Source organism: Halioglobus japonicus, from assembly GCF_001983995.1.
Classification (GTDB): Bacteria; Pseudomonadota; Gammaproteobacteria; order Pseudomonadales; family Halieaceae; genus Halioglobus; species Halioglobus japonicus.
On record NZ_CP019450.1, the window covers coordinates 919,536 to 943,600 of the forward strand.

Here is a 24,065-nt window from a genome sequence, read left to right on the forward strand (position 1 = left end):
CTAGAATACCGTTGCGCCGGATTCTGCTTCGCTGACGGCCCGGCGCATATGCGCAAATAACTCACGGCCGGTACCCTGTTCACTGCCATCACCCGTTCGCACAGCCGCCTCGCGGCTGTTCCACTCCCCGGCATCAACCAGGCATTGCAGCTCACCAGTGGTGGCGTCCAGGCGTAGCAGGTCGTCCGTTCTGACTTTGGCGATGGGGCCGCCCGACAACGCTTCCGGTGTCAGGTGAATTGCCGCTGGAACTTTGCCGGATGCGCCTGACATGCGCCCGTCGGTCACCAGTGCGACCTTGAACCCCGGTCTTGCAGAATGCCCAGGAAAGGCGTCAGCTTGTGCAGTTCGGGCATGCCATTGGCGGCCGGGCCCTGGAAGCGAACGACCGCGATGAAATCTTTTTCCAGTTCGCCCGCCTCGAAGGCTGCGGCGAGTTCGGTCTGATCGTCGAATACGACCGCCGGTGCTTCAACCACCTGGTGCTCAGGGGCGACAGCGGAGATCTTGATCACGCTGCGACCGAGGTTGCCCTCCATCAGGCGCAGGCCGCCTTCGGCAGAAAACGCATCGTCCGCCGGGCGCAAAACGTCTGTATCGGCGCTGCTGCTGACGCCGTCGATATAGGTCAGGCGCCCGTTGTCGAGTTGCGGCTCCTGAGTGTAGTGGCGCAGACCCTCGCCCCAGTTGGTTTTTACATCCTCGTGGAGCAGGCCGTTGTCGAGCAGCGTGCGGATCACGTAGCCCGTGCCACCGGCGGCATGGAAGTGGTTCACGTCGGCGCTGCCGTTGGGGTAGACCCGGGCCACCAGCGGGGTAATGGCCGAGAGATCGTTAAAGTCCTGCCAGTCGATCAGGATGCCCGCCGCACGGGCGATCGCAATCCAATGAATGCTGTGGTTGGTGCTGCCACCGGTGGCCAACAGGGCGACGATCGCGTTGACGATGCATTTTGCGTCGACCACGTGGCCGAAAGGCGTGTACTCGTTGCCCAGGGCGGTGATCTTGCACAGGCGCTCGGTGGCGGCCACGGTCAAGGCGTTGCGCATCTCGGTACCCGGTGGTTCGAAGGCGGCGCCGGGGATGTGTACGCCCATGACTTCCATCAGCATCTGGTTGCTGTTGGCCGTGCCATAAAAGGTGCAGGTGCCTTCGCCGTGATAGGCAGCGGACTCCGCCTTGAGCAGCTCATCTCGGCCAACCTTGCCTTCGGCATACTGTTGGCGCACAGCGGCTTTTTCCTTGTTGGACAGCCCTGAGGTCATGGGGCCTGCCGGTGCAAAAATAATCGGCAGGTGACCAAAAGACAGCGCACCGATCAGCAGGCCAGGCACAATCTTGTCACACACGCCCAGGCACAGGGCGCCGTCGAACATGTTGTGGGAGAGGGCAATGGCAGTGCTGCCGGCAATAATGTCGCGGCTGAACAGGCTCAGTTCCATGCCAGGTGTGCCCTGGGTCACGCCGTCGCACATGGCGGGAACACCGCCCGCGACCTGAGCAGTGCAGCCCACGCCGTGCGCGGCGCGCTTCACCAGTTCCGGGTATTCGCCCAGCGGTTGGTGAGCCGACAGCATGTCGTTGTAGGCGTTGACGATGCCGACGTTAGCTGACTCGGTCAGGGTGAGCGCCTGTTTGTCCTGTTCGGAACAGGCCGCAAAACCGTGCGCGAGGTTGGAGCAGGAAAGTTGGCCGCGATGCGGTCCCTGCTCGCCCATGCCGGCAATACGCTCCAGGTATGCGGCGCGCGAATCCGCGCTGCGCGCTTCAATGCGTTGGGTAATGGCGCTTAATCGTGAATCTGTCATCAGGGGCCCACCAGGTGGTTACGGGGTTGTCGTGCTGTTCGGTGACAGCGGCGATGGGGTAGTGCTGATCCGCAGCAGCATCCAGCACGTCGCGTTTCTCGGTGCCGGTGATATGCAGGATGATGCTGCCCGCTGCCAGCACCGCCGGCAGTGTGAAGGTCACGCGCTGATGGGGCGCGGTGACCGGGTCACAGGTTCCCAGCAACGCCGGGTTGGCCGGGTCAATCAGTGCCTGGAGGTTGCTCGCTTTCGGAAACCAGGAGGCCGTGTGGCCATCACCGCCCATACCCAGAACCACACAGGTGAAGGGCAGGGGGAAATCACTAAAACGCGCGGTGACCTCGCCCAGGCCATCCGCCGCATTGGCGGCGTCGCCAGTCAGGCTCACGAAGGTGGCTGCGGCGGCGTGCCCTGTGAGCAGGTGCTCGCGGACGAGGCGTTCGTTGGAATCTTCGTGGTCAGGTGCCACCCAGCGTTCGTCGACGAGCGTGATACAGACGTTCTGCCAGGCGATATCACACTGCGCCAGGGCGGCAAACATACCCTTGGGGGTAGACCCTCCGGACAGCGCCAGGCCGGCGCGGCCGCGTGTGTCAATGTCTGCCTGAAGCAGGCCGGCGATGTGCGCTGCCAGAGCCTTATCCAGCGCCGGCCGATCGCCGAAGTGCTCCCGGTTATTCATGCCAGCTGCCCCCGTCTACTGCCATTAATGCGGTAGAGGCTGTCGGGCCCATCGTGCCGGCGTTGTAGGACTTGATGGGCGTGCTGTTCTCTTCCCAGGCTTCGATAATGGAGTCAATCCAGCGCCAGGCGGTCTCTACCTCGTCGCGACGCATGAACAGGGTCTGGTCGCCGTGAATGGCATCCAGCAGCAGGCGCTCATAGGCGTCATAGCTGTCGCCTTTGTTTTGCGACTCGTCGGTGAGGTGCAACTCTACCGGCTGCAGTTTCAACTTGCTGGTAAGCCCCGGCTTTTTGTTTACCGTGTGCAGGCTGATGCTTTCCTCGGGCTGGAGGTGGATGACCAGCTTGTTGGTCAGCTCCTGCGGATCATTGGCAAACAGGGAGAACGACTGGCGGCGGTATTCGATGACGATCTCCGAATAGCGGCGACTCAGCCGCTTGCCGGTGCGCAGGTAGAACGGCACACCCGCCCAGCGCCAGTTATTGATGTTCGCCTTGAGGGCCACAAAGGTCTCGGTGTCATCCGCGTCGGCAAAGGCATCTTCTTCCAGGAAACCCTTTACGGCTTTGCCGCCCACTGCGCCGGCTGCGTAGCGCCCACGCACAGTGCGCGCCTTGACGTTGGCGGAGGTAATCGGCTCCAGCGAGCGCAACACCTTCATCTTCTCGTCGCGAATATCGGTGGCTTTCAGGGTCGCGGGCGGTTCCATGGCGACCAGCGACAAGACCTGCAACAGGTGGTTCTGCACCATGTCGCGCAGTGCGCCGGTATCGGCGTAGTAGCTGCCGCGGCCCGCCACACCGATCTCCTCGGCGACGGTAATCTGGACGCTGCTGACAAAGGTGTTATTCCACATGGGGTGGAACAACTGGTTGCCAAAGCGCAGCGCCAACAGGTTTTGCACGGTTTCCTTGCCGAGGTAGTGATCGATACGGAAGGTCGCCTCTTCGGCAAAGACCTGGGCGACCTGCTCATTGATTTCCTGACAGGACTCCAGATCGTGTCCGAGAGGCTTCTCCAGTACCACGCGACTGGCATCATCGACGATACCTGCGGCGTCCAGCTGGCGGCAGATCTCGCCGTACAGGGAAGGCAGAGTGGCGAGATAGTAGAGCGCGCCGGGTGCTGAACCTGCGGCCAGTAATTCGGCCAGCAGGGTGTAGTCGCCGGCGTTGTCGGCATCTACCTTGACGTATTCCAGGCGGTCGCTGAAGGCGCTCCACTGGGCGTCGTCCCAGGTGCCGTCAGGTAGAAATGTCTGCAGATTGTTGCGCGCTTCCTCAATGAAACTCGCAGAGTCCATCTCTCCGCGACCGGTGGCAATGATCCGATCCAGGCGATCCGCCAGGTTGTGGCGTTGAAGTTGGTACAGGGCCGGCAGCAGCTTGCGGGTAGATAAATCTCCCGTGCCACCAAATATCACTAAATCGACCTTCTGACTCATACACGTGGTTCCTCAAAACTGAGTGGCAAAGTGTTTGTGTGTCATTGATTTCTGCGGGCGCAGAAATCCAAATAGCGGTGATTTAGTCCGCAGCTTTCTGAGCGCTGCTGGAGAGGTGGCAGATGATAACAGGAATCGCCCTGGCCTGCCTCTGGTAATTTTTCCCCCGCCTCAGCTGCTCGCCGCCTGGCGATAGGCGCGGGGCGAGCTGCCGTGCCAGCGTTTGAAGGCGTTGCTGAAATTGCCCGGTGCGCTATACCCCAGTAACACGGAAACTTCATCCAGCGGCAGGGTGGAGTTGGCCAGGTACTCGCGGGCCAGCTCGTAGCGCACATCGGCCAGGATATCCTGGTAGCTGCTGTCCTCCCGGGCCAGGCGCCGCCGCAGTGTGCGACTGGTGGTATTGAGTTTCTCGGCGACGAAATCAATGTCCGGGAAGTAGCCCGGCCGGGAGACGATAATCTGGCGCACCTTATCGCCGAGGCTGCCCCCGCCCCTCACCCGCGACAGCAAGAACTGACACTGCTGCTGCACCATGGAGCTGGCTTCTGCATCTCCCAGTGGCATGGGTTCGTCGAGCAGGGCCGCGTCCATGTGCACTTCAGAGACTGGGCAACCAAACGATACCTCGCAGCCGAAGTGACGTTCGTAAATCTGTTGCTGCGCGGAGCCGGTATGCATGAGCTTGACCGCTAAGGGTTCCAGCGGCCGGCGAAGCGAGCCCTGGCTACCATAGATGGCGGCGGTAATATCCCGGTCGACATAAAAGGTGAACAGGTCTTCTGGCAGTGTCAGGCCTGGACGCATGCTTAAAATGCCCTTATTGCCCTCGACCCGAAAGGCAATGTCGAAGGGGCTGAAGGCCAGCGGCCCGAAATTCTGGATGACGGCCAGGGCGTGGCGCAGTGTGGACGAGCTGAGAAAGGCGTAGCCTAGCAGGCCGTAGCTCTCTACTCGATAGTCCTTGCCCAGCAACAGCCCCAGCATCGTGTTGCCGGTGAGGCTAAGCAGATTGCGGTGAAAGTGAAATTCCTGTTCCAGCGTGAAGGGCGTGTCGGCGCTGTCCCGGACCAGGTTGGCGGGGCTGATACCGGTGCCGGCCAGGCAATCTTCCGCGGCAAAGCCCATATTGGCCATCGCCTGCAGCGCAATCGGCAGGGCCTTGATGTGGTGGCTGGTATCGCTCTTGTTCGACATAGATGTGATGCGGGCGGCCTCTTCTGGGGCTATGAGGCGCAAAATACCATGAATTGGCCGTTATTCATAAGTTTTAATCGCCAGGTGCGCGTTCTGGAGCGCGTGCTTCGGGCTGCGGCAGTGATCGTCCTGAAGTGTATTACCACCGCTGACATCCGGGTTGCTCTCCAGTAAGCTGCCCACTCAGGCCGCGATGACTCACCTGCAGTCGTCTCCAGAGATCGACTGAACAAGGATGTAATCATTGGCTGGAACTCGACTAGCGCTTCATCTGGGTACCCACAAGACGGGTACTTCGGCCATTCAAAATTGTTTGTATCGGCACCGTGAGCAATTGGCTGCGCGCTACCTTTTCCGGGGTGATAGACCCAATTCATCGCTGTGGATGTTGCAGGCCTTTGCGCATGACCTGGGCAATTCCCCGGTGTATCGGCATCGGGATCTTGCCGCTGCAGAACTAGAGCGGCTGAAGCGTCAGGCGCGCGCTGGCCTGGCGGATCGCCTGTCCAGTCTCGATGGGGGCAATGCCATTCTGTCGGCCGAATCACTGTCGACGCTGATGGCGGCCGAGCTACAGGATGTGCACGATTACTTTCGAGAACACTTCGACGAAATCGAGGTGCTGATTTATTTTCGGCCCCTGAAGTCGCGGATTGAAAGTGCCTTCCAGGAGCGGTTGAAGCGGCGCATGTCAAGCCTGGAGGACCGGTTTTCACTTGGCTACGCCGGGCGCGTTGAGATGTTAGACAATGCCTTTGGGCAGGACAATATCCGGGTCTTTCGATATGCCCGTGATGAGTTTCCCGGCGGTGATGTGGTTCGTCACTTTATGCAGGCCGTCGGTGAACAACCGCCCCTGGAAGCGGCGGTGCAAGACAATAACAGCCTCTCGCTACCTGCCATACAGCTGCTCTATGCTTATCGCAGAGAATATCCAAAGCCCCAGCCAGGGGATAAGGATATCGTCGCGCAGCTTGCCCATCTTGCTGGTCCGCCGCTGCGCTTTCACAGTGATCTCTACAGCGAACTATGCGGCACACCCAAGTGGGGCGTGCGGAGATTCGAAAAGCGTGTCGGCTTTTCTATCAGTGAAGATATTGAGGCCCACGATGCCTTCGCCGTGCGCAACGAAAGCGATCTTCTCGCTATTCCCGACACGGCAATGGAATGGTTGCGTGAGCGTACCGAGCACAGCGCGTTGCCGAGAGGTGATGCGGGCAGTAACAAGTCCGTGGCCGAGCAGGTGCGATCGCTGGCGCAGCGAAGTTCCGCTTAGTGACTGCTGACACCCGGGGCGACGATTGCATGCGCTGCTGGGTTCCCTGGTAGACTTGCTCTGCCCCGCTGTGCCAGGTCATTGTAACTAATTGAAATTTAAAGATATTGTCTCTATCTGTTGCGGATAGAGAGGCGCCGGGCATACGGCGATTGACCGAATTTCATAAGTTTTTGTCCCGCATCCAGATGGGCTGTTTCCGTTCCGGCGCTACCATGTGCTGGTCGAATAGGAGAGATCAACCCATGTCAGCCAATACTTTACGCAATCCATCCGTGGCGATTATCGGCGCCGGTATGACCGGCATCCTTGCGGCGATCAAGCTGCGCGAGGCGGGTATCGACGACATCGTCGTGCTCGAGAAGGCGGACGAGCTGGGGGCACCTGGCGCGAGAATACCTATCCGGGGGTGGCCTGTGACGTTCCGTCGCATATGTATACCTACAGCTTCCGGGGTAATCCTGAATGGAGCCATCGCTTTGCCCGGGGGCTGAGATCCACACCTACTTCAAACAGGTGGCCCAGGAATATGGGGTCGATCAACAGATTCGCTTTGGTGAAGCTCTGGAGCGTTGTCATCATGTGGACGGTCAGTGGCAGCTGCACACCAGCAAGGGTGCCGAACTGACGGTCGACTTCGTGGTGGCCGCTACCGGTATTCTGCATCATCCGGCCTATCCCGATATCGAGGGACTGGACCGCTATCAGGGCGAGATGTGGCATACCGCACGCTGGAACCACGATGTCGACTTGGCCGGCAAGCGTGTGGGAATCATCGGTACCGGCTCCACTGCCTGTCAGGTAATTGGCAATATTGCTGAGCGCTGTGGCCAGCTGACCATTTTCCAACGCACTCCGCAGTGGATTGTGGACGTGCCCGACCAGCAGTATACCGAGAAGGACAAGGCCGGGTTGCGCGGCCGCCAGGATAAGCTCAGCGCACTCAGCCGCCGCTACGCCATGGCCCTGCGCAATACCTTTAGCAAGGCAGTGACCGGCAAAAAGATTCCCCTGGCCCTGATGAGCTGGGCGGCAAAGCGCAATTTGCGCAAGAGTGTCCGTGACCCCGAGCTGCGCGCCAAGCTCACGCCCGATTACCCGGTGGGCTGTAAACGACTCATTATTAACAGCACCTTCTACGAGGCTGTGCAGCGCGACAATGTGCTGCTGGAAACGGCAGGCATCGAGCGTATAGAAGAGGGCGGTGTTGTCACTGCCGACGGTCAGCTCCACGAGGTGGATGTGCTCATTCTTGCCACCGGTTTCAGCCCGTTCAATTTCATGCGGCCCATGGATTTGCGCGGTCGCGACGGCGTCTCTATCGACCAGGTCTGGGAACGTAAGGTGCAGGCGTATCGCTCTGTGTGTCTGCCAGGCTTCCCGAATTTTTTCCTGATGCTGGGGCCAAATACGCCGATTGGTAATTACTCAGTCATTGCCATGAGCGAGGTGCAGACCAACTACGTGCTGAAGCTGATTGACCAGTGGCGCGCCGGCAAGCTGGATCAGGTGGAGGCCACTGAGGAAGCCAAGCAGCGCTTCAACGATTACCTGCGCGAGGGGATGGGGAATACGGTCTGGGTGGGTGGCTGCCAGAGCTGGTACCTGGATGCCGACGGTGATCCTGCGATGTGGCCCTACAGCTGGAAGCAGTGGGTCAAAGAGTTGGAGGAACCGGACCTCGACGACTTCCGCAAGGCGGCCTGACAGCGCTGCAAGGGCGGGTAGCCGGGGCCCGGCTACTCGTCTTCGAAATCTGCGGTTTCCAGGATTTGCTCGTACCATTCCACCCCGTGTTCGTCGCGAGTGCGGGTAATACGATGGCGGCCCAGCAGGCAGTTGAGGTGGGCAATGGTTTCGCCGGTGGCGAGGGAAATATTGCCCGCGTTGATCTCCCGTCGAAACAGCGCCGGGAAGCAATCCACCGCGCGCAGGGGCTTGTCGAGGAAATTAAACAGTTTCACCAGGTCGCGCTTGTGGGCCTCGATAATCTGGCTCAGGCGCACGTACAGGCCGTGGAAGGGAGCCTCGTGGGCTGGCAATACCAGCAGGTCGTCGGGCAGTATGTCGCGAATAATTGCCTGGGTCCGCAGCCATTCCTTGAGCGGATCGCCCGCGGGTTCGGTGGGGTACACGCTGACATTCGGTGAAATGCGGGGCAACACCTGATCACCCGAGATGAGCAGCTTGAGTCCGGGGCAGTACAGCGCGACGTGCTCGGGTGAATGCCCGCGGCCCACAATCGCCTGCCAATAGTGGTCGCCAATGGTAATGGTCTCGCGATCGGTCAGGCGGTGAAAGCTGTCCGGCAGGGTGTAGATGGCGCGGCCGAAGTTGCCGAACTTTTGCTTGTAGTGCTCCAGTGCCTCTTCGTCCCAGCCCGCAGCGTGGTAAAAGCGCAGCGCCACATCGGGCGCGGGGCGGCCGGTGTCGGCAGCCATGGCCCGGCACATCAGGAACTCTTCCCGGGACATCCACAGCTCGCAGCCGAAACGTTCGCACAGCCAGCCGGCCAGGCCCACGTGATCGGGGTGCATATGGGTACAGATCACGCGGGTAATCGGCTTGTTGGCAAGAAAGTCGGTGAACAGGTTTTCCCAGATTTCGCGCGAGGTGCCGATATCCAGACAGGTGTCTACAACCGTCCAGCCTTCGCCATCTTCGAGCAGCCAGATGTTGATGTGATCCAGCGACATTGGCATGGGGAAGCGCACCCAGTAGACGCCGGGTGCAACAGTAACCGGCTCACCTGGGGTGAGCCCGGGCTTGCGGCCATAGGGGTAGCGGAGGCCGCGATAACTTTCTGCTGAGCCTGTGTCGATCATCCCACGCTGCGGTCGGTGCCTTCCCAGTATTGTGCTTTAACTGCCTTTTTATCAGGTTTGCCTACCGGTGTCAGGGGAATACCAGCGACGAAGTCGATGGACTTGGGTGATTGCACCGAGCCCTTCTTCTCTTTGACCAGTGCCTGTAGCTGGTTTTCGAGCGCGTCACCTGCCTCGGCCCCGGGCTTGAGGACGATAACGGCTTTCACGGCTTCGCCCCACTGTTCATCCGGTACGCCGACAACGACCACCTGGCCCACGGCATCGTGGGTGGCCAGCACATCCTCGACCTCGCGGGGGAACACATTGAAGCCGCCGGTGACGATCATATCCTTGGTCCGGTCGACGATGTACAGGAAGCCCTCGTCGTCGAACTTACCGACGTCGCCGGTATGCAGCCAGTTACCTTCGAAGGCTTCGGCGGTCTGCTCCGGCATATCTTTATAGCCTGCCATGACCAGAGGTCCGCGCACGCAGATTTCACCGGGTTCACCCTCGGGCACGCGATTACCGTCCTGATCGAGAAGTGCCAACTGCACCCAGGGTGTGGGCCGGCCGGCGGAGCTCAGGCGCTCGGGCTTGGCCAGATCGTGATCCTTGCGAGACATGTTGGAGATCACCATAGGGCATTCGGATTGACCAAAGCACTGGTAGAAGATCTGCCCCCATTTCTCCAGGCCTTCCTGCAGGCGCGCCGGGCTCATGGGCGAGGCGCCGTAAAAGATGGTCTCCATGCTGTCCATGGAGCCGTCGGTAGCGCGCGGCGAGTCCATGATGAAGTAGAGCATGACAGGGACGAGGAACGTACAGGTGATCTGATGCTCCTTGACCATGTTGTAGAACTCGTCGATATCGAAGCCCTGCATGACGTAGAAGGCACCGCCCTTTTGCAGGATAGGCACAAAGAACGCAGCCGCTGCGTGTGACAGGGGTGTGGCGAACAGCATGCGCACTTCTTCGGGAAACTCCCACTCGGCCAATTGAACCTGGGTCATATAGGCGCTGACCCGATGTGGGCTCATCACGCCCTTGGGTTTGCCGGTGGTGCCGCCGGTGAAGTTGACCGACGCCAGGCTCTCGGGGCCAATGTCGGGTACTTCCAGTGGCTTGGGCTCAAATTGCGCTGCCAGCGCCATGTAGTCCTCGCCCACCTCGTTGGGGCCAAAGCCCAGCAGTTTCAGGTCGGGGAAACGTGCTTTGAGGGCGCCGGCGATCTCGGAGAACACGCTGGGGTCAAAGACCAGCGCCTCAATTTCGGCGGCCTCGAGAATATAGATATGGTCGTCCAGAGCACCAAGGGGGTGGAGCGGTGTGCCAATACAGCCCGTAAGCTGCATCGCGGCAATGTTGGACAGTACCTCGGGTCGATTCGCGGAGATGATAGCCACACGGCTGCCCACGCCCAGGCCCTGGGATTGCAGCGCCTGAACCATCTGGCTGGTGCTTTCGCGCACATCCTTATAGGAGGCTACGGTATCCCCCAGATACAGACAGGGTTCGTCGTTGTAACGGTTCAGGCCTTCCACCAGCAAGTGGGGCATCAGCGGGGGTTGGTAGAGTTCGCTCGGATTCATCTCAGGGGTCCTGTATTCATCGATTACCCGGTAGGGCGGTCAAGCATAGAAAATGCCACAATCGGTCAACCGCCGACAATGACCCTGCGGCCCAAACAGGCCTGTCCTTTGCGCTCAGGCTGACTGCTAATGCCAACGAAAATTGTCCCCTCGCGGTGCTGTCCCAGGTGACATGAACAGGGATACTGGAGCCCACTAGGAGATCCCTCATGAAAATAGACAGTTCACTCATGTTCGATCCGGCCCGTGTCGCCGGTATGGCCCAGCAGCTGGACGATGCCGGCTTTGACGGTGCCTATACCTTTGAAGGCCAGTCGGACCCGTTTATCACCGTGGCGGCGGCCGCTATGAACAGCCAGCGCATGGAATTAATGACATCCATCGCCGTGGCGTTCTCGCGTAACCCCATGAACCTGGCCTATCTGGGTAACGATCTGCAAAACCTGTCTCGGGGCCGATTTATCCTCGGCCTGGGTGCCCAGGTGAAGGCGCATATTGAGCGCCGCTTCTCTATGCCCTGGAGCAAGCCGGCCTCGCGCATGCGGGAGATGGTGCAGGCTATTCGCACGATCTGGGATTGCTGGCAAACCGGCGAGAAGCTCCGTTTTGAAGGTGAGTTTTACCAGCACACGTTGATGTCACCGGTGTTTGCCCCCCAACCCAATGAGTATGGACCGCCGCCCATTTTTATCGCGGGTGTGGGGCCTGTGATGACTGAAGTTGCGGCGGAGGTAGGTGACGGTTATTTCCTGCACCCCTTTAATACCGCTGAATCCATGCAATCCCTGTCGCTAGCGGCCATTCAGCGCGGGCTGGACAAGGCTGGCAAATCGCGCGAGGGCTACCAGGTCTCGGCCCAGGTGATTACCGCCACGGGCCTGAATGAAGAGAGTATGCAGGCCGCTGTCGCGTCAGCGCGCAACCAGATCGCTTTCTATGCTTCTACGCCTGCTTATCTGCCGGTGCTGGAGTGCCACGGTTGGGAGTCCTTGCAGCAGGACGCCAACACCCTGATGCGCGAAGGGAAGTGGGCTGAGCTCAATGACCTGATCGATGACGACATTCTCAACACCTTTGCGGTGGTGGGCGGCCCCGCCGAAGTGGCCGCCAAGATCAAGGACCGCTTCGGTGGTCAGGTCGAGCGTATTTCACCGGTGGTGTACCAACCAGATGTCGAGTTGCTGACCGCATTGCGCGGGGAGATTGCCGCCGTCTGTCAGTGATTCCCTGATCTGGGCTATGATCTGCTCTCCATTGCGATATAAGCGGCGAGAGCGGATGAACACACTATGCAAATTGGCCCTGTCTTTAGTCACACCGATACTGTTGTCTGCCTGTGCCGTGCAGACAACATCCCCCCAGAGCAGCGCTGTGAGCACTGAGCTCGGAGCCGGCGGCCGGCCGGTCGGGGAAATCTGGTCGCGCAGCCCCGTGTACGGGACCCGCGGAATGGCCGCCACTGCCCACCCGCTGGCATCCCAGGTGGCGCTCGATGTGCTCAAGCAGGGCGGCAATGCCGTTGATGCGGCCATTGCGGCCAACGCGGCACTGGGTCTGATGGAACCCACCGGCAACGGTATTGGCGGTGATATTTTTGTCCTGCTGTGGGATCCCGATACCCAAAAACTCTATGGTTACAATGGCTCGGGCCGCTCCCCGCAGGGACAGAGCCTCGAACAACTCAAGCAGCGCATTGCCGCCATGAAGGCCCGCGGCGAGCTGCCGGAAGATCATCAGGGTATTCCCTCCCACGGGCCGCTACCGGTGTCAGTGCCCGGCACGGTCGACGGTTGGTTTGCAATTCATGCGCGCTTTGGCAGCCTGCCCATGAATCAGGTACTGGCACCCACGATCGACTATGCGCGCGGGGGCTTTCCCGTCACCCCGGTTATCGCCTACTACTTTGACCGCAGCTGGAATTTCTTCGAGAAAAAATATGCGGGCACCCCGCATCTCGCCAATATTCGCGATACCTGGTTCAAGGGTGGCGAGGCGCCGGCCGCAGGTAGCGTGGTGACCAACAAGGACCTGGGTGACACGCTCGAGGCGATTGCGCTGGATGGCCGTGATGCATTCTATAAGGGTCGCCTGGCGCGAGAAATGGCCGATTATTTCGAGTCCATGGAGGGTGGCCTTGCCTACGAGGATTTTGTTCAGCACGAGGGTGAGTGGGTTGAGCCGGGCAGCGTCGAATACCGGGGCTATGAACTGTATGAACTGCCGCCCAATGGCCAGGGCTTCGCCGCCTTGCAGATGCTGAGCATTCTCAAGAATGTGGACCTCACTCAGTGGGAGCGCGGCTCCGCCGAGGTTTTCCACTACATGGTGGAGGCCAAGCGCCTGGCGTTTGAGGATGTCGCTCGCTATTACGCTGACCCGGCCTTCGCCGACATTCCTCTGGAGGGCTTGCTCTCCGATGCCTACGGTCGTGAGCGCTTTGCGTTGATTGACCCAGAACAGGCGTCACCGGAGTTTGGCCCGGGTGAACCAAAGCTCGAGGGCGAGGGCGATACCACGTATCTGACCGTGGCCGATGAGAACGGCATGCTGGTGTCCCTGATCCAGTCCAACTATCGGGGCATGGGGTCGGGCATGGTGCCGGACGGGCTCGGCTTTATGTTCCAGGATCGCGGCGAACTGTTTTCGCTGGAACCCGGCCATCCCAATGTCTATGCGCCGGGTAAGCGCCCATTCCATACCATTATTCCTGCCATGCTGATGAAAGACGGACAGCCAGTAATGAGCTACGGCTTGATGGGCGGTTCCATGCAGCCCCAGGGTCATGTGCAGATACTGGTTAACATGCTCGACTTCGGCATGAACGTACAGGAGGCCGGCGATGCTGCGCGCTTCCTGCACGATGGCGGTAGCGAGACGACCGGTATCGATGGCGATCCACTGGGTACGCTGTATGTAGAGCCCGGTGTCGCCGTCGAGACGATTGGGCGCCTGGAGGCCATGGGCCATAAGGTGGAAGTTGACAGTAGCGGTGTGCGCTTTGGCGGCTATCAGGCGATTTACGTGGACCGTGAAAACGGCAGCTACGCCGGTGCCACGGAGATGCGTAAAGACGGCACGGTAGCCGCCTGGTAGTGAACTAGCGCTCGACTAATAGCCGGCGCACGGTCTGCCAGGTATCCGGATCGCTGGCACAGATCAGGCCGGTGGCATCGGATGCCGGCTGATATGGCGATTCGTCGTACCGCGCCACCACGCCGCCCATTTCTTCTACTACCAGCGCTCCTGGCGCGTGGTCCCAGATCATGGTGCGATAGTAAAAGCTGAAACTGTAGTCGCCGCGGGCCATGGCGCGGTAGTCGTAGGCGGCGCAGCCACTGGCACGGGTATTGCCGAGATGGCCTGCGCCGCGCATGGCATAGGGGCGCATTTCTTCGGGCAGGTATTTCGTGGAAAGTGCGCCGTGAATATCGCCGGCTACGCCCGACGGTTCCGCGAACGACAGGCGCTCGTCGTCCAGAAAGGCGCCGGCACCGCGTTCAGCCTGCAGCAGGGTCTCTTCAACCGGGTCGTAAATCCAGCCGGCGAGCGTCTGGCCTTGCTGGACGATGCACACCATCACCGCAAACGGTGTTTCTCCTGCCGCAAAGTTTGCCGTACCGTCCACCGGGTCGATGACCCACACCGGCTGTTCAGATGTCAGTCGCTGCATCAGTGTCGGGTCGTCGTGCGCGGCCTCTTCGCCGATGACCAATGAGCCGGGTAACACAGTTTCCAATGCGGGTGTGAGGAACGCTTCACTGGCTTTGTCCGCGACGGTGACGTAATCGCCGCGCTGCTTTTCTTCGATCTGGTCCTGCTGCAGGTTTTGCCACAAGGGAAGTACTTGCTCGTGGGCGGCCTGGCGGATGATGTCGCTGATGCGGGAATGATCGATATTCATGGCGGCTCGGAATCCGGTGTCAGGGTGTTCCGAAACCATAGCAGTGAATGGCGACAGTGGTAAGAGGCCGTCGCTGGCGAGGTAAAACCACTCCTACTAAAAGACGGTTATTTGACGATGGGCCCAGGGGAAACGGTGGTGGCGACTCGCTGACTATTCGATGCGAATTCAGTATGGCTGCGGTCGTGGGGCACCCACCAGTTGACGAATTCTGCGTTGTTGCTGTCTTTCTTTGCAGATAGCGTCAGCTGAGCGCCGTCCATGGCGCTGCGCTTCATTTACGAAGGTCAGATCGCGCTGCTCGCTATAGTGTTTCTCCACATCGGCTCGGCATGTCTCCAGATACACACTGTCGCGTTCGGCACTGTGCGCGGAGCTGGCAGCGGCTACAAACAGGCATGCGCAGAGCACACACAGTGCTGTTTCAATAACCATATTTTCGCTTCTCATCCGTAGACCTTTGTATTTATCCCTTAAGAGGTAGCCGTGTGGCGGCCGCAGGTAAAGCCTACGCCAGTGGCTGTGAGCGTGTGTGGAGAACTATGAAGAATTATGATTTGTCGTATACCATGATGGATATCAGGGTTTAGCACCGGGGGAGGCATGGCGCGAACGATTGCCTATGTCGAAGATGACGATGTCACGCGTAATCGCTATGTCAGCGCATTGCGCCAGGAAGGTTTTGTCGTTGCTGCATATTCTAGCGTGGATGCGGCGATTGCCGGGCTGCGTCAGCAATTGCCCGACCTGGCACTGCTTGATGTCGCCCATGCCGATGATCGCGACGCTGGGTATCAGGTTTGTGCCGAGTTGCGGCGGCTTTCTAGCGACGTCCCCATCATTTTCCTCACCCATCGCACGGGCGAGATCGATCGTATCTCGGGGCTGCGGCTGGGGGCTGATGACTACATTAGCAAGGATGCTTCGATCGAGTATCTGGTTGTTCGTATCGAGGCCCTGATCAGGCGCATGGAGGCAGTGCGCAATGCCGGCCCTGTATCCAACGCACAGCCGAGCGCCGGACTGGAACTCGACGAGGTGTATGCCACGGTGTTCTGGAATGGGATGCAGGTTGACCTGCCGCTAACCCACTTCTGGATGGTGCGTGAACTGTCCAGCCATCCCGGCGAGGTGCGCAGCCACCGCGAACTGATGAAGGCTGCCAATATCGTGGTGGCGCCCAACACCATTGCCGCCCACGTGAAATCTATCCGTAAGGCCTTTGTCCGCTGCGACGCGGATTTCGGCTGTATCGTCACCGAGCGGGGCAGGGGTTATCGCTGGGTACTGTCCCGTTGAATGGCCTCGCGAAATTCTCGCGGGGTGGTTCCTGTCCACCGTTTGAACGCGCGGGTAAACACCGTGGGGTCAGGGTAGCCCAGCTTTTCTCCAATCTGGGCGATACCGGTTGCCCCTACCGTCAACATGTCCTGAGCCTGTTGCTGGCGCAATTGATCCAGTTCCTGCTTGAGGGTTGTTCCCAGTTCAGCCAGGCGTCGAACCAGCGTGCGTTTACTGATACCGCACAAGTGCGCCACGTGATCGGCATCCAGGCCTGGCTCATGTATGTGCTGGGCAAGAATGTAGCGCAGGGTGGGTAGCGTTTCCTCCGGCGCACTGTTGCGGGTGATCTGAGGTCTGGCTGAGCATTGGGTGGTGTGCAATTGGGGTTCGAGCAGTAACCAGGCGCTCGGAAAGGCCACGCTGAACCCATTGGTGTCAGTAGTGGCTACTTTGACATCGGCATAATTGGGCGGGAAAACCTCGGGGTCACAAACCTTAACCAAGACCTGAGTGCCTTCCCAGTTGTCGCCAAGAGCAGTCTGCAGGATGGATAGCACATAAGCGGCGCCGAAGCCGTCGTTGTGGCGCGGCACGCGTCCATTATCGGTCAGTCGATTTTCTGTGAACGTGCTGCGTGTGCCCTTCGTCTCCAGTTTAAATTCGACAGAATTGGCGTCCTTGTATGCGTCGATGGAGAAGCGCAGTAACAGATCTCCCACAGAGACTGCACTATAGGCAGCCTCCGCCAGCGGCGACCATTTGAAAGGGTCGAGCGCTTCGCCCAGGTGCACGCCGCAAAATGGATCCTGGCTTAGCTCGGCTAGTGATTCAACGACATCGTACATGGTCGCTGCTGTGACAAAGTGGTCGTCGTCTTCAAAGCAGTTTAGGGTCAGGCAGTATTGGCCAAGCGTTTTATCCACGTGAGCATCGGCGTTGAGCGCAGCTTCGAGGAAAGGTCTCGCAAGATTCAGCCTCACCATAGGGAGGCGCAGCTTCTCGGAGGTGGTCGTAGGCATGGGTTGGGTTCCCCGTTGAATGACTAGATTCGAGTCTAGCGTATCAATCGATATTCTGTGCCAATTTGTTGCTCGTGTGGCGTGAACTGCCAATAGAGAAGTCGGCGCTCTGTGGCTAAATTTAGGTCTATCAAAATCATACTTATCTGTGGGGAGAGAGCAGTGCTTGGAAAGTGGTTAATTGCAGTCACTATTGCCTTTGGATTCAATGCGGCCTGGGGCCAGGATGAAGCGCCAGCCCAAACATTATTTACCAATGTCCATATTTTCGACGGTGTGAATAAAAAGCGCATCGAGAATGCGAGTGTGCTGGTAGAGGGCAACCTCATCAAAACCGTTTCCAAAGGTGACATCAGTGCTCCGGGAGCAACGGTGGTCGATGGCGGTGGTCGAACTCTGCTGCCAGGCTTCATCGAGGCGCATGCTCACCTGATGCTCATGGGGCCGAGCCTGCCCCAAATGGAAGCGGCCACCACCTGGGAAGATTTTGGTATTCACGGCACGCAAATGGCTGAGATGTACCTCATGCAGGGCTTCACCACTGTGCGGGATGCCGGCGGTGCCAACGGTGGCCTGCGCCGAGCAATCGATTCAGGCGCGATTGTGGGGCCGCGTTTCTATACCTCCGCCGCATTCCTGGGCACGCGCGGGGGCCATGCGGATTTTGCCAACTTCTCCTCTCCCCCCGGGGCTTCGACAAATTTCAGCCGCCTGAATATGGCGCAGGAAGTCGACAGCGTGGCGGACGTACAAAAGTACGGACGCAATAACTTTCGCATGGGGGCGACTCAGCTCAAATATATGCAGTCTGGCGGCGTGGTTAGTGCTTTCGACCCCTGGCAATTGCTCGCAGGATCACCGGCAGAGATTGAGGCGGCGGTGGCGGTAGCCAACGAATACGGAAGTTACGTAATGGCGCACTCCTATCGTAAGGAGGCCATGATGAATGCGCTCAATGCAGGCGTAAAATCGATTGAACACGGTTTCTCATTCGACTGTGAAATAGCGAAACTGATGAAGAAAAAAGGCGCGTTTATTACGACCAATTTGACAGCCTTTGATCCCGGCTTGCTGGATATCCCGGCGGTGGCCAACGTACCTTCCAGTTTGGCAAAAGCGAAGTCGGCGTCAGCGACATTCGCTGGTTATATCGACAATATGAAGAAGTGTCCGGTAAAGCGAGCATTCCAGACCGACTGCGTAGGTTCCGTGGACGCCTGTAATATTCAGATTGCCTATGAAAAGCACCTCAATAACGAGTTCTTCGGGCCCTACACCTCGCTGGTCACTATGACCTCAACGGGCGGCGAACTGGTCGCGCTCTCCGGTGACTTTATGAACCCCTACACGGAAGGCAAGCTGGGCGTGATCGAAGAAGGTGCCTACGCAGATATTCTGATTGTTGATGGCAACCCTCTGGAAGATTTCTCGGTGGTAGGTACAGGCACAAAATGGTTTGGTGCAGATTTACGACCAGATAGCCCTCAGACGCTCCGAGTCATCATGAAAGATGGCAAGATCTACAAGAACACGCTCTAAATAAATAGACCTTTGGACTTGGCTTCCCGCTTGGACGGGGAGCTTGTTTGGCATTAGGGTCTGTTGTTGAGAATGGCTGCCGTCACAGCGATTACTTTCAGTAGTGTGTTTTTCAGTAAGGCTTCCTATGAATCATCTTGAATTTATCGATAATCCGATCCGGCGGGTCCTTCGGGGCAGCGCCCTGCTCATTTGCATGACGGTGGCGCCTATTGTCGGTGCCGAGGAGGCGGAAGATCAGGACGAAGCGCCGCTTCAATTCGGCGGTCCGGATTCAGTCGAGCAGGTGATTGAAGCTGATCGCACCCCCCGTGGTGGTTTCTTTGATACCCAATTACTAGGCCCCTTCGAGGATTGGCAGGCCCGGGTCGAAGCGGATTACGGCTTCAGTTTCGGTGCCGATTATTCAGCCGTCACCGTACACGCCAGTGATGTGCTCGATGGCGCTGATGACAGCGCCAGCGGTGGGATGGTCAGGCTGTACGGTCGCTGGAATTTGACCGGCGACGGCAAGTCCAGCTCCGGCGGGCTGGTGTATAAGCTCGAGCACCGGCACAGCTACGGTGACAATGCCCCCAGTGGGTTTTTGCTGGGGAATGTCGGTTATGTCGGGCTCACCGAGCCACCCTTTAGCGACCAGGGTACGCGTTGGACCAACCTCTATTGGCGGCAGAGCCTGAATAATGGCCGTACCACGGTTGTCGGTGGCTTCCTGGATGTGACCGACTTCGTGGATGTATACGGGATGGCCAGCCCCTGGCTGCATTTCATGAACCTGGCCTTCTCGACTGGGTCAGGTGCCATTGATCTGCCGAACGACGCCAGCCTGGGTGTCGCCGCCGGGCACCTGTTTGACAATAACGTGTTCATCATTGGCAGCGTGGTGGATCGCAATGGCGATCCCACCGAGATCGGCGATGGCTTCGATACCTTCTTTGACGACAACGAGTACTTCAGCAGTATTGAAATAGGCCACACCTCGGCGCACTCCAACATAGCCCTGGACAACTTACACCTGACTCTGTGGCATGTAGATGCCCGAGAGGAGGCCGGCGCGCCGGGTGGCTGGGGTGCCAATGTGTCCTGGTCGCGCTATTACAATGACAGGCTCATGCCTTTTGTCCGCGCCGGCTATACCGACGACAGTGGATCCCTGCTGGAGAAAACGGTCAGTGTTGGCCTGGGCTATCGGCCCGGTGCCATTGCCGCCGCACCCGGTGATCTGATCGGTGTCGGTTTAAATTGGGGTGAGGTCAACGAAAATGCATTTGGCCCCGGCCTTGATGACCAGTACACGCTGGAAATGTTCTACCGCTGGCAGCTCTCGCAGCAGCTGGCGCTGACGGTAGATTATCAGTATCTGCAGGACCCTGCCCTGAATCCGGATGAAGACAGCTCCCATATCTGGGGTCTGCGTGCGCGCTTTGCGCTGTAGTTAAGAACGATGATCCGCTCGAGCATGCGCGCAATGGCAACGTTTAGTTGTTGCCGCCAGGGCCGACGAAACCAATAGGGTCCCAGACAGGTTGATCAGGAGTTAGCAATGAACAAGATGATGGTTGTGCCACTCTCCATACTGGTGGCAGCTGGGTTATCAGCGTGTGGCGATGATCAAGCAGCGCCCGCGATTGACACGGCGACTTCCAGCGCCGACGTCCAGACAGATGTTGCTGCCGGGAATACGGCTGTCGCAGAAGCCAGCGAGGAAGTCAGGGCGGCCGAAGCTGTTGAAGACGTTGCCGCCAGTACGGAGACGCCGGCGGACGCCGAGGTGCAGGAAATTGACGCTGAAGATCTGCAGCTTGCCGGTACCATTGAGCTCAAGCAGTACACCGTGGCCTGGGTAGGCAGTGGCACCATGGGGGGCGGCACCCTGACCATTGACGGCAAGGATTATCCCTTCCGTCTCGCAGGGCTGGGTATTGGCGGTTACGGCGCTTCCTCGGTGGATGCTGAGGGTACGGTGTACAACCTTCCCCATATCGATGCGTTTTCCGGGACCTACGGCAATGCGCGCCTCGGCATGACGGGCGGTGACTCCGGTGGTGGCCGCCTGTGGTTGCGAAATCCTGATGGGGTCGTCATTGAATTGCACACCAAGATGCGCGGCCTGGCCCTGAACGGTGGTGTCGACGGTATTTTGATTCAGTGGGACAGCGAATACGATTCAACCGTAGATCGCGCCATGGATACCACCCGCGATACCGCCGGTGATGCGATTGAGGCCGGTGCCGACGCCGTGCAGGACGGCGTTGACAACGTGAAGGGCTGGTTCAAGAAGAAAGGTTAGGCGGGGCTGCACACAAAGTGGTGCTGAACGTAAGGATCTACCGGTAGTTCCAGGCTCCGTATCTCCCAGCCCGTGCCCTCCAACAATTCGTGGGCGTATTCCCGGGAGTATACGGCCCACTTGAGCGGTTGTGCCGGATCCATATCCACAAACGCCGGGATCGGTGCCGCTTTCTGCTCTTCCGTAAGGCCTGCGGTCAACTGATCGTGAACGCCCGCAATATACCCCTGGCCATTGGCCGCCACTTCATTGATGAACAAGCTGAATACCAGTACACCATCGGTTTGATGTAGGGCCGCAGCAGTTTCAGCATGGCCGGATAGTCGTGGGGCGCCAGGTGGGTGAACACCGAGAACAGGCAGACGATGTCAAAGTGAGCGTCGGGCACATTGAGGCCAGTCAGCTCAGACAGCGGTTTGCCCTCGGTGTTGTACATGGCGTTGTGAATATCCACGTGCTGATACTCAAGGCGCGGATCGTCCACCGAGGATTGCAAGTACTCGATCAAGTCCCGGTAGACATCGATGCCAGTGTAGCTGCCGATAGCGATGTTCTCGCGCAGAATGGTCTGGGTAAACTTGTTACCACAGCCCATGTCCAGCACGGCGGCACCGGCCAGGTTTTCCCGGCCGGAGAGCTGCGCAATACGATCCAGTAGCCACAGGCTGGAAGCCAGGTTGTCATCGCTGTGACCGACCCGGCCCCGCGCTGGAGTTCTGTGGGTACGTCCAGACTGCTCATGTTCTCAGTCCAGTAGTGACCGGCCGGGAATGGAGCTGAGCAGCTGGCGGGTGTAGTCCTGCTGGGGGCGTTCGAACAGGTCGTCGCCGGTGCCTTGTTCCACCAGCTCACCCTTGTACAGCACCAGGATACGGTCCGCCAGGTGGCGTACCACCGCCAGGTCGTGCGACACAAACAGCATGGTCAGGCCGTACTCCTTGCCCAGGTCCTGCATCAGGTCGAGGATTTGCGCCTGAATGGTCACGTCCAGGGCTGATACCGGCTCGTCTGCCACGATAAACTCCGGGCGTGTCGCCAGGGCGCGACCGATGGCGATTCGCTGGCGCTGGCCGCCGGAGAACTCGTGAGGGTACTTGCGCATAAAGTTGCGCGCCAGGCCCACGTCGTCCATCAGTTTCAGTACACCGCTGGTGACTGATTTCTTGGTCTCGATGCCATGCAGCAGCAGGGGCTCGGCCAGGGTATCAAACACCGTCATGCGTGGGTTCAGCGAGGCAAACGGATCCTGAAAGATCATCTGCATGCGGCGACGGAAGTTCTTGAGCTCGTTGCCCTCGAGGCCACTCACTTCGGTGCCGTCAAAGTTCACGCTGCCGCCAGTGACGGGCACCAGGCGCAGGATGGAGCGGCCGATGGTGGATTTGCCGGAACCGGATTCGCCCACCAGGCCCAGCACTTCACCGCGCTTGATATCGAAGCTAACGTCGTTGACGGCTTTGACCGGCTCCTTGTCCTTGCCCTGGTCAAACCAGGTGCGCAGGTTTTTTACCTCGATCAGGGTTTCCGGCTTCGCTTCCATGGGCGCCTTACTGCCGTGAGGAATCGCTTCCAGCAACTTGCGGGTATACGGGTGCTCGGCATTATTGAAGATGTGGTTGGAGTCACCACCTTCCACAATCTTGCCCTGCTGCATCACCACGATCTGGTCGGCGATGTCGGCGACTACCGCCAGGTCGTGTGAGATGAAGATCACGCCGATATCGCGCTTTTGCTGCAGCTCGGCAATCAACTTCAGAATCTGCGCCTGGATGGTGACATCCAGTGCGGTGGTCGGTTCGTCGGCGATCAGCAGTTTGGGCTCATTGATCAGCGCCATGGCAATCATAACTCGCTGACGCATGCCGCCTGAGAACTGGTGCGGGAAGTTGTCGAAAGTGGTTTCCGGGTCGCGGATGCCCACTTCCTCCAGCAGTTCCAGGGCGCGCTTGCGGGCCTCTTCCTTGCTGACGTCCTTGTGGTACAGCAGTGGCTCCATCAACTGCTTGCCCACGGTCATGAACGGGTTCAGGCAGGTCATGGGGTCCTGGAAAATCATGGCGATGTCGCGGCCGCGAATTTCGCGCAGCTCGGCCTCACTCATTTTGAGCAGGTCCTGGCCTTCGAACAGGGCTTCACCGCTGTCGATACGGCCGGGGGGCATAGGCACCAGGCCCAGCATGGAGTAGCAGGACACGGATTTACCGGACCCTGACTCGCCGATGATGGCGGTGATCTTGCCGGTGTCGACGCTGAAGGAAATACCATCCACCGCCTTGTTGGTGCCCATGCGGGTGACAAAGCTGACACCCAGGTTTTTAACTTCTAAGAGGCTCATCAGTCTTTGCTCCTCCGCACGTCCAGGGCGTCCCGCAGGCCGTCACCGAGGAAATTGAGTGAAAACAGGGTAATGGTGAGGGCCAGGCCGGGGAAGATCAGCAGCCAGGGGTACTCTTCCATGGTTTCGGCGCCGTAGGAGATCAACAGGCCCCAGGAGGTCTGGGGCGGCTGGATACCCAGGCCGAGGAAGGACAGGAAGGCTTCCAGCAGCATGACCGAGGGAATGGTCAGCGTGGTGTACACGATAATCGGGCCCAGGGCATTGGGAATCATGTGGCGGCGGATAATCGTACCAGGGCTGAGCCCCAGGGAGATGGCCGCCTCCACGAATTCCTGTTGGCGTAACTGCTGCACCTGACCGCGCATGATCCGGGCCATGGTCAGCCATTCCACCGCGCCAATGGCGAGGAACAGCAGCAGGATGTTGCGGCCGAAGACCACCATAAGCAGAACGATGAAGATCATGAAGGGCAGGGCGTACATGATGTCTACCAGGCGCATCATAACGGCGTCTGTGCGGCCGCCCACGTAGCCGGCGATAGCTCCCCAGGTGACGCCGATCAGCAGCGCCACGGAGGTGGCGACAAAGCCCACCGCCAGGGAGATGCGGCCGCCGTACATAATTTGGGTGAGTAGGTCGCGGCCGAAGATGTCGGTGCCCAGCCAGTGTTGGGCCGAGGGCGGGCTCGCGCCGAGGTCCAGGTTCTGGGCATCGTAGGCGTAGGGCGCTATCCACGGCGTGAGCAGCGCAATAATGACGAACAGCAGCAGAATGGCGCCGCCGGCGACGGCGAGTCGATTCTTGCGCAGGCGCAGCCAGGCGTCGTGCCACAGGCTGGAACCCTGCTCTGCTTCGGTGATGTCGTTGATGATATCAGTGCTCATA

Annotated in this window: 21 protein-coding genes and 1 pseudogene; 9 read left to right on the forward strand and 13 right to left on the reverse strand. The window is 59.2% G+C overall.

Going from position 1 to position 24,065, the window contains the following annotated elements; genetic code table 11:
• The 4 genes and pseudogenes from edd to BST95_RS04425 form a co-directional block, all read right to left on the reverse strand.
• Positions 1-1,808: pseudogene (edd, locus tag BST95_RS04410) on the reverse strand (phosphogluconate dehydratase).
• Positions 1,768-2,490, reverse strand: coding sequence for a 6-phosphogluconolactonase (gene pgl, locus BST95_RS04415; RefSeq protein ID WP_084198308.1), 723 nt, complete (start codon positions 2,488-2,490; stop codon positions 1,768-1,770). The pseudogene edd and the gene pgl overlap by 41 nt, the downstream one beginning before the upstream one ends.
• Positions 2,483-3,937, reverse strand: a complete 1,455-nt coding sequence (gene zwf / locus BST95_RS04420; RefSeq protein WP_084198309.1) for a glucose-6-phosphate dehydrogenase — start codon at positions 3,935-3,937, stop codon at positions 2,483-2,485. The genes pgl and zwf overlap by 8 nt, the downstream gene beginning before the upstream one ends.
• Positions 3,938-4,108: 171 nt before the next feature.
• Positions 4,109-5,134, reverse strand: a complete 1,026-nt coding sequence (locus tag BST95_RS04425) for an AraC family transcriptional regulator (RefSeq protein ID WP_102106341.1) — start codon at positions 5,132-5,134, stop codon at positions 4,109-4,111.
• A gap of 244 nt (positions 5,135-5,378) precedes the next feature.
• Between BST95_RS04425 and BST95_RS04430 the strand changes: the two genes are divergently transcribed.
• The 3 genes from BST95_RS04430 (at position 5,379) to BST95_RS04435 (ending at position 8,117) form a co-directional block, all read left to right on the forward strand.
• A complete protein-coding gene (locus BST95_RS04430; protein ID WP_146004220.1) occupies positions 5,379-6,410 on the forward strand; it encodes a hypothetical protein in 1,032 nt (343 codons plus the stop codon).
• A gap of 245 nt (positions 6,411-6,655) precedes the next feature.
• Entirely contained in the window at positions 6,656-6,904 is a 249-nt protein-coding gene (locus BST95_RS20060) for an FAD-dependent oxidoreductase (RefSeq protein WP_205737322.1), read from the forward strand.
• Positions 6,876-8,117, forward strand: a complete 1,242-nt coding sequence (locus BST95_RS04435; protein WP_205737323.1) for a flavin-containing monooxygenase — start codon at positions 6,876-6,878, stop codon at positions 8,115-8,117. The genes BST95_RS20060 and BST95_RS04435 overlap by 29 nt, the downstream gene beginning before the upstream one ends.
• A 32-nt stretch (positions 8,118-8,149) precedes the next feature.
• On the opposite strand, the gene BST95_RS04440 is transcribed toward BST95_RS04435, so the two are convergent.
• Both BST95_RS04440 and BST95_RS04445 read right to left on the reverse strand, forming a co-directional pair.
• Positions 8,150-9,235, reverse strand: coding sequence for an MBL fold metallo-hydrolase (locus BST95_RS04440; protein ID WP_229801755.1), 1,086 nt, complete (start codon positions 9,233-9,235; stop codon positions 8,150-8,152).
• On the reverse strand, positions 9,232-10,809 hold the full coding sequence (locus BST95_RS04445) for an AMP-binding protein (RefSeq protein WP_084198312.1): 1,578 nt from the start codon (positions 10,807-10,809) through the stop codon (positions 9,232-9,234). Before BST95_RS04445 ends, BST95_RS04440 begins: the two co-directional genes overlap by 4 nt.
• Positions 10,810-10,994: 185 nt before the next feature.
• Between BST95_RS04445 and BST95_RS04450 the strand changes: the two genes are divergently transcribed.
• Both BST95_RS04450 and ggt read left to right on the forward strand, forming a co-directional pair.
• Positions 10,995-12,032 (forward strand): TIGR03617 family F420-dependent LLM class oxidoreductase, encoded by a 1,038-nt coding sequence (locus BST95_RS04450; protein WP_268245004.1) that lies wholly within the window; start codon positions 10,995-10,997, stop codon positions 12,030-12,032.
• Positions 12,033-12,180: 148 nt separating this feature from the next.
• Positions 12,181-13,902 (forward strand): gamma-glutamyltransferase, encoded by a 1,722-nt coding sequence (ggt, locus tag BST95_RS04455; protein WP_205737324.1) that lies wholly within the window; start codon positions 12,181-12,183, stop codon positions 13,900-13,902.
• A 4-nt stretch (positions 13,903-13,906) separates the two neighbouring features.
• Here the strand turns inward: ggt and BST95_RS04460 are convergent, their stop codons facing one another.
• Complete coding sequence (locus BST95_RS04460) at positions 13,907-14,710, reverse strand: inositol monophosphatase family protein (RefSeq protein ID WP_169843852.1); 804 nt, start codon at positions 14,708-14,710, stop codon at positions 13,907-13,909.
• Positions 14,711-14,817: 107 nt separating this feature from the next.
• Positions 14,818-14,988: a hypothetical protein gene (locus tag BST95_RS19610; RefSeq protein ID WP_157114450.1), complete on the reverse strand. Its 171-nt coding sequence runs from the start codon at positions 14,986-14,988 to the stop codon at positions 14,818-14,820.
• A 325-nt stretch (positions 14,989-15,313) separates the two neighbouring features.
• Here BST95_RS19610 and BST95_RS04470 point away from each other — a divergent pair, with 325 nt between their 5' ends.
• A complete protein-coding gene (locus BST95_RS04470; RefSeq protein WP_084198317.1) occupies positions 15,314-16,009 on the forward strand; it encodes a response regulator in 696 nt (231 codons plus the stop codon).
• Here the strand turns inward: BST95_RS04470 and BST95_RS04475 are convergent.
• Positions 15,985-17,013, reverse strand: a complete 1,029-nt coding sequence (locus BST95_RS04475; RefSeq protein WP_084198318.1) for an AraC family transcriptional regulator — start codon at positions 17,011-17,013, stop codon at positions 15,985-15,987. The two genes, BST95_RS04470 and BST95_RS04475, sit on opposite strands and share 25 nt — an antisense overlap.
• Positions 17,014-17,175: 162 nt before the next feature.
• Between BST95_RS04475 and BST95_RS04480 the strand changes: the two genes are divergently transcribed.
• From BST95_RS04480 to BST95_RS04490, 3 genes are all read left to right on the forward strand, one after another.
• The gene (locus BST95_RS04480; protein ID WP_205737325.1) at positions 17,176-18,552 is read left to right on the forward strand and encodes an amidohydrolase family protein; all 1,377 of its coding nucleotides are present in this window, start codon (positions 17,176-17,178) and stop codon (positions 18,550-18,552) included.
• 127 nt (positions 18,553-18,679) lie between these two features.
• Positions 18,680-19,987, forward strand: coding sequence for a carbohydrate porin (locus BST95_RS04485; RefSeq protein ID WP_084198319.1), 1,308 nt, complete (start codon positions 18,680-18,682; stop codon positions 19,985-19,987).
• A 108-nt stretch (positions 19,988-20,095) separates the two neighbouring features.
• On the forward strand, positions 20,096-20,842 hold the full coding sequence (locus BST95_RS04490) for a hypothetical protein (RefSeq protein ID WP_084198320.1): 747 nt from the start codon (positions 20,096-20,098) through the stop codon (positions 20,840-20,842).
• Here the strand turns inward: BST95_RS04490 and BST95_RS04495 are convergent.
• From BST95_RS04495 to BST95_RS04510, 4 genes are all read right to left on the reverse strand, one after another.
• Entirely contained in the window at positions 20,839-21,042 is a 204-nt protein-coding gene (locus BST95_RS04495) for a hypothetical protein (RefSeq protein ID WP_084198321.1), read from the reverse strand. The two genes, BST95_RS04490 and BST95_RS04495, sit on opposite strands and share 4 nt — an antisense overlap.
• Entirely contained in the window at positions 21,039-21,518 is a 480-nt protein-coding gene (locus BST95_RS04500; RefSeq protein ID WP_084198322.1) for a methyltransferase domain-containing protein, read from the reverse strand. The genes BST95_RS04495 and BST95_RS04500 overlap by 4 nt, the downstream gene beginning before the upstream one ends.
• Before the next feature lie 69 nt (positions 21,519-21,587).
• The gene (locus BST95_RS04505) at positions 21,588-23,177 is read right to left on the reverse strand and encodes an ABC transporter ATP-binding protein (RefSeq protein WP_084198323.1); all 1,590 of its coding nucleotides are present in this window, start codon (positions 23,175-23,177) and stop codon (positions 21,588-21,590) included.
• Complete coding sequence (locus tag BST95_RS04510) at positions 23,177-24,064, reverse strand: ABC transporter permease (protein WP_084198324.1); 888 nt, start codon at positions 24,062-24,064, stop codon at positions 23,177-23,179. The genes BST95_RS04505 and BST95_RS04510 overlap by 1 nt, the downstream gene beginning before the upstream one ends.
• Position 24,065 lies beyond the last annotated feature (1 nt).

Excerpts from the sequence above, each read along its gene's own strand:
- BST95_RS19610 (WP_157114450.1), bottom strand. The coding sequence starts at position 14,988 with ATGAAGCGCAGCGCCATGGACGGCGCTCAGCTGACGCTATCTGCAAAG.
- BST95_RS04475 (WP_084198318.1), bottom strand. The coding sequence starts at position 17,013 with ATGCCTACGACCACCTCCGAGAAGCTGCGCCTCCCTATGGTGAGGCTG.
- BST95_RS04485 (WP_084198319.1), top strand. The coding sequence starts at position 18,680 with ATGAATCATCTTGAATTTATCGATAATCCGATCCGGCGGGTCCTTCGG.
- BST95_RS04460 (WP_169843852.1), bottom strand. The coding sequence starts at position 14,710 with ATGAATATCGATCATTCCCGCATCAGCGACATCATCCGCCAGGCCGCC.
- BST95_RS04435 (WP_205737323.1), top strand. The coding sequence starts at position 6,876 with ATGGAGCCATCGCTTTGCCCGGGGGCTGAGATCCACACCTACTTCAAA.
- BST95_RS04425 (WP_102106341.1), bottom strand. The coding sequence starts at position 5,134 with ATGTCGAACAAGAGCGATACCAGCCACCACATCAAGGCCCTGCCGATT.
- BST95_RS04440 (WP_229801755.1), bottom strand. The coding sequence starts at position 9,235 with ATGATCGACACAGGCTCAGCAGAAAGTTATCGCGGCCTCCGCTACCCC.
- BST95_RS04490 (WP_084198320.1), top strand. The coding sequence starts at position 20,096 with ATGAACAAGATGATGGTTGTGCCACTCTCCATACTGGTGGCAGCTGGG.
- zwf (WP_084198309.1), bottom strand. The coding sequence starts at position 3,937 with ATGAGTCAGAAGGTCGATTTAGTGATATTTGGTGGCACGGGAGATTTA.
- BST95_RS20060 (WP_205737322.1), top strand. The coding sequence starts at position 6,656 with ATGTCAGCCAATACTTTACGCAATCCATCCGTGGCGATTATCGGCGCC.
- BST95_RS04505 (WP_084198323.1), bottom strand. The coding sequence starts at position 23,177 with ATGAGCCTCTTAGAAGTTAAAAACCTGGGTGTCAGCTTTGTCACCCGC.
- pgl (WP_084198308.1), bottom strand. The coding sequence starts at position 2,490 with ATGAATAACCGGGAGCACTTCGGCGATCGGCCGGCGCTGGATAAGGCT.
- BST95_RS04470 (WP_084198317.1), top strand. The coding sequence starts at position 15,314 with ATGGCGCGAACGATTGCCTATGTCGAAGATGACGATGTCACGCGTAAT.
- BST95_RS04445 (WP_084198312.1), bottom strand. The coding sequence starts at position 10,809 with ATGAATCCGAGCGAACTCTACCAACCCCCGCTGATGCCCCACTTGCTG.
- BST95_RS04510 (WP_084198324.1), bottom strand. The coding sequence starts at position 24,064 with ATGAGCACTGATATCATCAACGACATCACCGAAGCAGAGCAGGGTTCC.